This window comes from Flavobacterium pygoscelis (assembly GCF_023162025.1).
In the GTDB taxonomy this organism is placed as follows: Bacteria; Bacteroidota; Bacteroidia; order Flavobacteriales; family Flavobacteriaceae; genus Flavobacterium; species Flavobacterium pygoscelis.
This window is the reverse complement of the sequence record NZ_JALNUB010000020.1, coordinates 1-8406: the sequence shown is the minus strand read 5'-3', so window position 1 is coordinate 8406 and position 8406 is coordinate 1. Positions and strand designations below refer to the sequence as shown.

The 8406-nt window shown below is 27.7% G+C and carries 10 protein-coding genes; all 10 read left to right on the top strand.

All coding sequences use genetic code 11. The features are described from left to right. Positions 1 to 124 precede the first annotated feature (124 nt). Positions 125 to 577, top strand: a complete 453-nt coding sequence (locus tag MW871_RS15870; protein ID WP_248429279.1) for a hypothetical protein — start codon at positions 125 to 127, stop codon at positions 575 to 577. Positions 578 to 796: 219 nt separating this feature from the next. Beyond that, positions 797 to 1039, top strand: a complete 243-nt coding sequence (locus MW871_RS15865) for a type II toxin-antitoxin system ParD family antitoxin (RefSeq protein ID WP_248429371.1) — start codon at positions 797 to 799, stop codon at positions 1037 to 1039. A gap of 1 nt (position 1040) precedes the next feature. Further along, entirely contained in the window at positions 1041 to 1334 is a 294-nt protein-coding gene (locus tag MW871_RS15860) for a type II toxin-antitoxin system RelE/ParE family toxin (RefSeq protein ID WP_248429370.1), read from the top strand. Between the two features lie 716 nt (positions 1335 to 2050). Beyond that, positions 2051 to 2770, top strand: a complete 720-nt coding sequence (locus tag MW871_RS15855; RefSeq protein ID WP_248429368.1) for a hypothetical protein — start codon at positions 2051 to 2053, stop codon at positions 2768 to 2770. Between the two features lie 3 nt (positions 2771 to 2773). Continuing rightward, positions 2774 to 3259, top strand: coding sequence for a hypothetical protein (locus MW871_RS15850; protein WP_248429367.1), 486 nt, complete (start codon positions 2774 to 2776; stop codon positions 3257 to 3259). A 164-nt stretch (positions 3260 to 3423) separates the two neighbouring features. Then, complete coding sequence (locus tag MW871_RS15845; RefSeq protein WP_248429366.1) at positions 3424 to 4473, top strand: tetratricopeptide repeat protein; 1050 nt, start codon at positions 3424 to 3426, stop codon at positions 4471 to 4473. Between the two features lie 185 nt (positions 4474 to 4658). Beyond that, positions 4659 to 5222 (top strand): hypothetical protein, encoded by a 564-nt coding sequence (locus MW871_RS15840; RefSeq protein WP_248429364.1) that lies wholly within the window; start codon positions 4659 to 4661, stop codon positions 5220 to 5222. 185 nt (positions 5223 to 5407) lie between these two features. Beyond that, positions 5408 to 5992, top strand: a complete 585-nt coding sequence (locus tag MW871_RS15835; RefSeq protein WP_248429363.1) for a DUF922 domain-containing protein — start codon at positions 5408 to 5410, stop codon at positions 5990 to 5992. Next, complete coding sequence (locus MW871_RS15830) at positions 5982 to 6737, top strand: hypothetical protein (protein ID WP_248429362.1); 756 nt, start codon at positions 5982 to 5984, stop codon at positions 6735 to 6737. The genes MW871_RS15835 and MW871_RS15830 overlap by 11 nt, the downstream gene beginning before the upstream one ends. A gap of 802 nt (positions 6738 to 7539) precedes the next feature. Beyond that, positions 7540 to 8148 (top strand): hypothetical protein, encoded by a 609-nt coding sequence (locus MW871_RS15825; protein WP_248429360.1) that lies wholly within the window; start codon positions 7540 to 7542, stop codon positions 8146 to 8148. Positions 8149 to 8406 lie beyond the last annotated feature (258 nt).

Here is an 8406-nt window from a genome sequence, read left to right as displayed (position 1 = left end):
GTGGAATTAACGTTTTTATGCATATATTCGTTTCGGTTGAATATACTCTGCAAGAAAATCCGCAACCACGTCAAGCGCCAAGACGTTGTGCGTCATTTTGGTGGAACGCAGAAAAAAAACGTTAATGAAGAAAATTTTAATAATCTTTTTTACAATTTTAATTTCCTTATTTGGGTTTTATAAGTTTATGACTTATGACAGAAATTATACTTGGACAAAAGAATTCGAAGAAAGCGTAAAAAATGCTACAAAAAATACAAAGTTCACAATTCAAAAAATTGAAAAAACCGAAGTAGAAAACGTAAAATTACCTTTTGAAAGAAACTTAAAAATAAAAATTCAAAAGGCTTTGAGTGAAGTTGGACTTATGAATTATGGAACTGAATTTAGTGAAACAATTTATTTAGTTTCTGACAATCCAAGGGAAATATTACAAGTGAAAAGTTGGTGTTTAAGCGACCATATAATTGGAATAGAAATTATCGAAAAAAATATAAAAGAAGAAAACCTAAATGTAATTCGGAAAAACATTGAGGTTGAATTTAATAATTACAAAATAGTTTGTAAAAAACTGTAAAAAAATAAAAACGAACGCACAACAGCGGTTTTGCAAGATTGCGAAATATGTGGTTAAATCATGTTTATCTTTCGCAAGATATTTTATCTTAGCCGAAAGAACTCGGTTACGAAGTTCGCAACCTAGCAAAGCCGCGAAACGTTATGTGAGATTCCAAAAAAAAATCGCGAAAATTTGGAAAGTTACCATTTTTTGGTAACTTAGCTAAAAAATTTAATTATGGGACGAAATACTTCTGTATCGCTTGGTAATCATTTCGAAAGTTTTATTGAACATAGTGTTAATGATGGAAGATTCAATAACGCAAGTGAAGTTGTCAGAGCAGGGCTTCGTCTTTTGGAAGATGAAGAAAATAAGATAATTGCTTTAAGAAAAGCAATTAATGATGGGATTGAAAGTGGTCGTGCAGTAAATTTTGATGCTAAAAATTATCTTGAGGTTTTAAAAGCAAGAAAAAGTTAAAATGGCTAAATATTATTTAACTAATAAAGCAGTTAATGATTTATCTGATATTTGGGATTATACAATTGAAACTTGGTCTGAAATGCAAGCTGAAAAGTATTATAATTTGCTTTTAGCAACTTGTGACGATTTGGCAAATAATCCAGAGCTTGGGAGAAATTATGATATAATAACTAAAGGAATATTGGGTTTTAAATCAGGCGAACACATTATTTTCTACTCAGTTATATCAAAGAGTGAAATAGAAGTCGAAAGAATTCTTCACGGAATGATGGATTTGAAAAGCAGACTATAAGGAACCTCACATAACAGCCGTTTGGCGAGATTGGGGTTTTAGGCATAGTTTAAAGATGGTTTTGTACTTGAAAAATTTGTGCTTAATGGAAAAATCTCGCATCTTTACTCCCCAACCACGCCAAGCGCCAAGACGTTATGCGTCAGCAGGTTGGATCGCACAGAAAAAGAAGAAATTAAAGCTTGAAAACTGAAATGCAAAACTTTGAAACCGAAATTTTTTATCGAATTTTTTAGCTTTTTAAAAGTGGAAAATGAAACTTGATCAACTTTGTGGAAAGCAGAAACCTGAAAATTGAATCTGATTAAGTTAATATAATGTGGAAACTTGAATATTGGAATCTGATTAAGGTTGTGGAAAGCAGAAACTTGATAAAATTGGCAGAATATTGAAATGCAAATTAGAAACTTGAATAGTAAAATTTTCGGGATTTTTTTTTAGATTTTTAAGATCAAAATAGATGTTTAAAACTGAATAAAATAATTAAATTTGGAAAAGCCAACTGGAATAAATTGGAATAGACAAACATAGAACATATACTGCCGAACGCATAACAGCCGTTTGGCGAGATTGCGAATTTAGTGGTTAATTCATATTTTTCTTTCGCAAGATATTCTATCTTAGCCGAAAGAACTCGGTTACGAAGTTCGCAACCTTGCCAAGCGCCAAGACGTTAGCATTCATAGTAAAAAAACCGTAACTAAAGACAAACATTTATGAATTTTTATGCATTTGAATATGAGAAAGAAATCGACTTCGCATCGATAAGATTTGACGATTCTGAATATATTCAAACAATAATGAATAAAAATTATTTTTTTCTTCATCAAAAACTTTATGGTCATAACTATCCTGACGATTGGTCAGATGAGCAAAAAAAAGAAACAAAAACAGGAGTTGTAAGTGGTCTTGAACAATTAAAAGAGCAAATTTTTATATTAATTGATATTAAAGAAAAACACATATTTTCAAGCTTAGAAAGCGCAAATAAAACAAACGGAATAATCGCAGCGATACTTGAACTAGAATTCAAAATATTTCATCGTTTAGTAGATATAGAAGAATTTGAATCAAAAATTTCAAAATTGACTGGAATAACAATTAAACCACAATCACTACAACAAAAAAATCTGTTTGCAAAAGACTTACTTAACCTTGATAATCAAATTATTGATTTATCAGAAGCTGAAGATTTTAAGTTAGACATAAACTACAATTTGAGTTCTAGTACAAAGAAAGTGGTTAAAATGTACAAAAAGTTGGTTGAAGAATTTAATATTGGTGAAATTACATTTAAAGGAAGTAACGAAGAAAACTTATTTCAATTTAACAGAAAATCAATTATTCAAAAAATACCAATTAAGTTAACTAAAAATGGCGAAGGGAATATATTTGATTACAAAGAAGTGTATGAACTCTTAACTAATCAATTGTAAATAATGAAAAATAACTTCAAACTTATTTGGACAAAATATAGAAGTATAATTGTTGGATTTATTACATCAATTCTATTCGCTTTCATAGATATTAAATGTTCAATCATACCAAATGATTTATTTTCAACAAGTATTAATACACTTTCAATACTTTTTGGTTTTAATATGGTTGTAGTTACTCATTATTTCTCTAATACCAATTTTAATAACTTCTTAAAAAAAATAAAATCATTTAACTCATTCAAGAATAGATACAAAAGACTAATTAAAAATCTGATTGTTAGTTTAATATTGGTTTATATAATTTCAATCTTTCAAAAAGTTGAATATTATTTTTTTGGTTTACTTTCTTTTAAACAAATATCAAACTACATAGTTGTGTTTTTAAGTATTTTAAATTTAGTAAAAGCTTATGATTGTGTTGTTGAATTCTTTAATGTATATGGAACAACATATTCTAACACAATGAAAAACATGAATGATGAATAAACTACGAAATGCTAACAGTGGTTTTGCAAGATTGCGAAAATTGTGCTAAATTCACATATATCTTTCGCAAGAAATTTTATCTTAGCCGAAAATTCTCGGTTACGAAGTTCGCAACCTCGCAAAGCCACGAAACGTTAGCTGTCATTTAAAAAAAAATCGAAAATATGAAAAACTTCTTTTTAATAATTCTAATCTTATTATTTAATAATATATCCTTTGGAAAACAACAAAGTGATAGTATTAACTTGAAAAGAATAGAACAAAAGTTTGAAATTTTAGAAGACCAATTAAAAGAGGTAAGACGTGATGAACTTAATTATAAATTAGAAAAGGATTTATTAAAAGAAACTTATGAAAATAATTTTAACAATATAAGTTTAATAATCACTTTTATACTTGGGATTTTTGGAATTTTAGGTTTTGTAGGAATCAGAGATATAAATTCTATTAAAAGAGAATATATGTCAGAATTAACCAATTTAAAGAATCTACAAAATGAAATAGCTACAAAATTTAAAGAGTTTGATACTAGTAAAGAAAAGTACGATAATGAGTTAAGAGAAATTCTACAGACAAATGAAGAACAAAACAAAAAAATTAAAGTATTAGAATTAAAAGAAAAAATATCAAGCCTTATTAAAGAAAAAGAATATTTTTCAGCATTAGAATTTTGTAACGTAGCATTAGAACTTTCGAATGAGGATACTTTTTTGTTAAATCAAAAAGCTTCAATAAATGCCAGAATGAGAAACTATAAAGATTCTGTTTCAATATATTCAAAATTACTTGAAAAAGATTCTACAAATAATGTAATTATTTATAACCTATCTGAAGTACTTTTATTAAACCGTCAAAGAGAAGACTATGAAAAAATTATAGAAGAACATAAAGAAATGTTTTCAAAGAAGATAGACGGAAAACTATTAGAAATTTATTCCATAGTTATTGCATATCAAGATAAACAAATCGATAAACTTAAAGAATATTCTATCTCAAAAATAGATATTGCCGATTTAAAAACAAAAAGAAGAAAAATTGATAATTGGGATTTTTTAGATATATTATTATATTTAGGAAATGAACCTTATAGTCAAGAAACCTTAATTGCCCAAAATATAATTTGGTTTTTAGATGGACAAATTTCGGGTAATGACTTTTTCAAGCGAACAGGAATAGAATCACCATATGAGCAAGCTGAAAAAGAAGAAATATAAACGACAGCTAACAGCCGTTTGGCGTGATTGGGGATTTAGTGGAATTAGCGTTTTTTTACTACATTTACGTTAAGACGAAAATACTCGGTTTTAAAAGTCCCCAACCTCGCAAAGCCACGAAACGTTGTGCGTCATTTTGGCGGAAACGAAAAAGAATCGAAAACTAAAATTTTAAAATAATATCTATGAACAAAATAGTTCTGACTTTAGCTTTTATCAGTTTAACTTTAACTGCGAAATCACAAAATGCAAGTGTAGAAAAATCTGTATTTGGAATTCAAACAGGATTGTTTGGAGTTTGGGGACATAATGAAGCTAAATTAACAAATCAAATTGTTCTAAGAAGTGAAATTGGATTTGACAGTGGTCTTTGGGGTGGAGATTTTTATGACAAAACAGGTTTTCTAATGACACCTGTTATAACTTTAGAACCGAAATGGTATTATAACTTGAATAAAAGAGAAAGTAAATCGAGAAGAATAGATGGAAATAGTGGTAACTTCATTTCTCTTAAAACAAGTTATCATCCTGATTGGTTTGTTATTTCAAATTATGAAAATATAAATATAATAAGCGATATTTCTATTATTCCAACTTGGGGAATTAGAAGAAATATTGGAAAACACTTTAACTATGAAACAGGAATCGGAATTGGTTATCGCTATATTTTCGCTAAACAAGCAGGTTATTTAGAAAACGAAAGTGAAACTGCACTAAATCTTCACCTTAGAATTGGATACATATTCTAAAAAGAAAAACGAACGCACAACAGCCGTTACAAAATATTTGGGTTTTAGGCTGAATTTAAAAATGGTTTTGTACTTGGAAAATTTGTGCATAATGGAAAAAACTCGCATCTTTAATCCCAAACATCTTGTAGCGCCAAGACGTTAACTGTTATGTTGCCAAAAATCCGCAGAAAAAAGAGAACTGAATGAAGAAGAAAATATTAAAGAGAGTTTTTTTACTATTATTTATAATTGCAGTAATTTTTTTCACTTTAAGTCGTGTGAATTTTTTGGATTATGAAAAACCAATCAAGTTTGATAAAATAAATCAAATAAATTTTGCAGATTTTCGAGGATTAGATTTTTTTCAAAAATCATTATATGGAAATGAACATTTTGCTTACGTAAAAACTACAATAGATTACGAATTTGAAAAAGATTCAATAAAAATCGAATCTTTTTTTCATCCTTCAAGTTCTTTTGTTTACAATAAAAAAACTTTTAGTAAAGATTTATTAAGACACGAAATGTACCATTTTAGAATAACTGAACTATATGTTAGAATCGCAAAAAATAAAATCTCAAAATTAATAAAACCACATAAAGAAAAAATCAAAGATTTAATTAGAGAAATAGAAAATGAAGAGAATAATTATCAAATAAAATACGATTATGATACTTTTCATAGTTACGTTGAAAGTGAACAAAAAAAATACGAAAAAGAAATAGACAGTTTGCTATATTTACACTCTAAATTTAAAAACCCAAAACTATATATAAATGAAAACTAAGAATTTACTAATTATTTTATCAATATTGTTTTTTGCGACAAGTTGCAAAACTGAAAACAAATTTCCAACAGACAAAAAATATTGGGATACTGATGATTATGATAATGTAGTTAGAGAATTACGATTTGGAACAAAACCTGACGAAAAACTTCCAACTTTTGACGATCCTGAAACAAAAATTATTGTAGAAAAGCTAACTGATCAAGAAAACTTTAAAGTTGTTTTAGATGACAATGAACTTGGTTTAAAGCATAAGAACGAAATCGGAGAAAAATTTTTCAAAATTTGGCAAGATATGACTGAAATCTATTCTCAAATTGACAGAAAAGATATTTATGTTTACGAAAAAGAAAGAATAGAAGTATTTAATTTTGGTTTGGCTTTACAACTTCGTTATTTCAAACTTGGTAATGATGAAATTAAACAAAAATCAGATGATCCAAATGCGAGCAACGTTTCAGAAACTGTAAATTCAAATGTAAACACGCTTATTGGAAATTATATGTTTTATTTGAACGAAATTAATAATGAGAAATCATATTCAAATATTGGTTTAGATTTAATCGCTGAAGGAATTGATCAATATTTTACTGACCTTGTAAATCTTTATCCTAATTCTAATTATGATAATTTACAAGAAAAGATAGTTTTATTGTCAAACAAAACTAAATCTGAAAACATTAAAAGTTCATTATTGAAATTAAAAAAACTTATTGATTCAAAAAAAACTTTGACTAAATATTAATAAAAAAAACACAACAGTTAACAGCCGTTTGGCTAGATTGGGGTTTTAGGCTTAATTTAAAAATAGTTTTGTACTTGGGAAATTTATATTTAATGGAAAAATCTCGCATCTTTAATCCCCAACCACGCCAAGCGGCAAGACGTTAGTGGCAATGCGAAAAAAAATGAGAGAAATTAGACTAAATTAAAAATTAATCATAAAAATAATTAATATATGGGATGGGTAGCAATAGGTTTAACAATTGTTTTCATAGGTTGGATTTTGTATCGACTTTTTATTAAAAAAGACTTAATGAAAAATTTAAACAATTTATATTTTGGGCTATTTTTTGTAGCAATATGGGTGTCATATTATTTTATTATTGTTACTTTTTTTTAAAGTCTTTTAATTAATAACTAAATACATTTAGAAAATAAAATTATTATCCTGTATATTTTTTATCAATTTGTGTTTATTCACAAAGAGATAAATCCGCAGAGGAAGTTATAATTTCTGAAATATGTAAATGTGAAATTGAGGAAAGAATGATAAGCAAAAAGCACGTAAAAATTACACTTTAACCTAAATCAAATAAAAATCAATATTACAAAAAAGTATTTGTGGAATGTGTGAAAAATAAATTTAGAAAAAATAACTGTAAATAAAAGCACAGCCACTAACAGCCGTTTGCCAAGATTGGGGATTTAGTGGAATTAGCGTTTTTTTACTACATTTACTTTTAGCCGAAAATACTCGGTTTCATAAGTCCCCAACCTCGGCAAGCGCCAAGACGTTAGCGGTAATGCGCCAGCTGAAATCGAAAATGATGAATAAATTTGCTATTTATAAAAAAAACGGAAAGTTTTATTGGAGTGCCAATAAAATATATTATTGTACATTATTTACTCTTTTGGGATTAGGATACATATTTCAAAATATATTTAAACCCGTAGAAAAAATTTCTTATTGGCTTGCAATTGCGACACTAATTATAGGGGTTATTATAAAAATTCGAAATTCAACTCTCGCTGAATCTTTACAAGGAACTTTAGAAGGAGATTTAATTTTTAGTAAAGAAGAAATAACTATAAACGAAAAATCATATTCACTAACTGAAATTATTAAAATCAAAATTAATAACGATGATTATATTGGTAAACTAATTAATTCTTCTAAAGGGAATATTGGACCAGCACTTTCAAATGGAACTAATAATTCTGTAATACTATTTTTAAAATCAAAGGAAACTAAAGTAGCTAAATTTGAATTAATAAACTCTGATGATATTCAAAAAATCAGAACAATTTTGATTGAATATCATTTAAAAGAAAAAATTGATTTTTGGGAATTAGCAAATGTTTTGGGCGAAAAAAGTAGCTCTGAAATTAAAGATTTAACCGAAGAAATAACGAAAAATAAGCACTACCGCTAACAGCCGTTTGCCATGATTGCGGGTTTAGTGGAATTAACGTTTTTATTCATATCTTCGGTTCGGTAGAATATACTCTGCTAGAAAATCCGCAACCACGTCAAGCGCCAAGACGTTGTGCGTCATTGTACAGCATGACAAATCCTGAAATAGGTTGACTAAAAATTAAACACTTTTAGCAAACTATGGAACCCACAAAAAATGGACACTGTCCAAAAATTGAGTACAAAAAAATTGGTTTCGACCTAAAACTTTCCATCA

Bases quoted from the DNA above. Each gene is read 5' to 3' on its own strand.
- MW871_RS15865 (WP_248429371.1), top strand. From the start codon at position 797: ATGGGACGAAATACTTCTGTATCGCTTGGTAATCATTTCGAAAGTTTT.
- MW871_RS15825 (WP_248429360.1), top strand. From the start codon at position 7,540: ATGATGAATAAATTTGCTATTTATAAAAAAAACGGAAAGTTTTATTGG.
- MW871_RS15830 (WP_248429362.1), top strand. From the start codon at position 5,982: ATGAAAACTAAGAATTTACTAATTATTTTATCAATATTGTTTTTTGCG.
- MW871_RS15855 (WP_248429368.1), top strand. From the start codon at position 2,051: ATGAATTTTTATGCATTTGAATATGAGAAAGAAATCGACTTCGCATCG.
- MW871_RS15840 (WP_248429364.1), top strand. From the start codon at position 4,659: ATGAACAAAATAGTTCTGACTTTAGCTTTTATCAGTTTAACTTTAACT.
- MW871_RS15835 (WP_248429363.1), top strand. From the start codon at position 5,408: ATGAAGAAGAAAATATTAAAGAGAGTTTTTTTACTATTATTTATAATT.
- MW871_RS15850 (WP_248429367.1), top strand. From the start codon at position 2,774: ATGAAAAATAACTTCAAACTTATTTGGACAAAATATAGAAGTATAATT.
- MW871_RS15845 (WP_248429366.1), top strand. From the start codon at position 3,424: ATGAAAAACTTCTTTTTAATAATTCTAATCTTATTATTTAATAATATA.
- MW871_RS15870 (WP_248429279.1), top strand. From the start codon at position 125: ATGAAGAAAATTTTAATAATCTTTTTTACAATTTTAATTTCCTTATTT.
- MW871_RS15860 (WP_248429370.1), top strand. From the start codon at position 1,041: ATGGCTAAATATTATTTAACTAATAAAGCAGTTAATGATTTATCTGAT.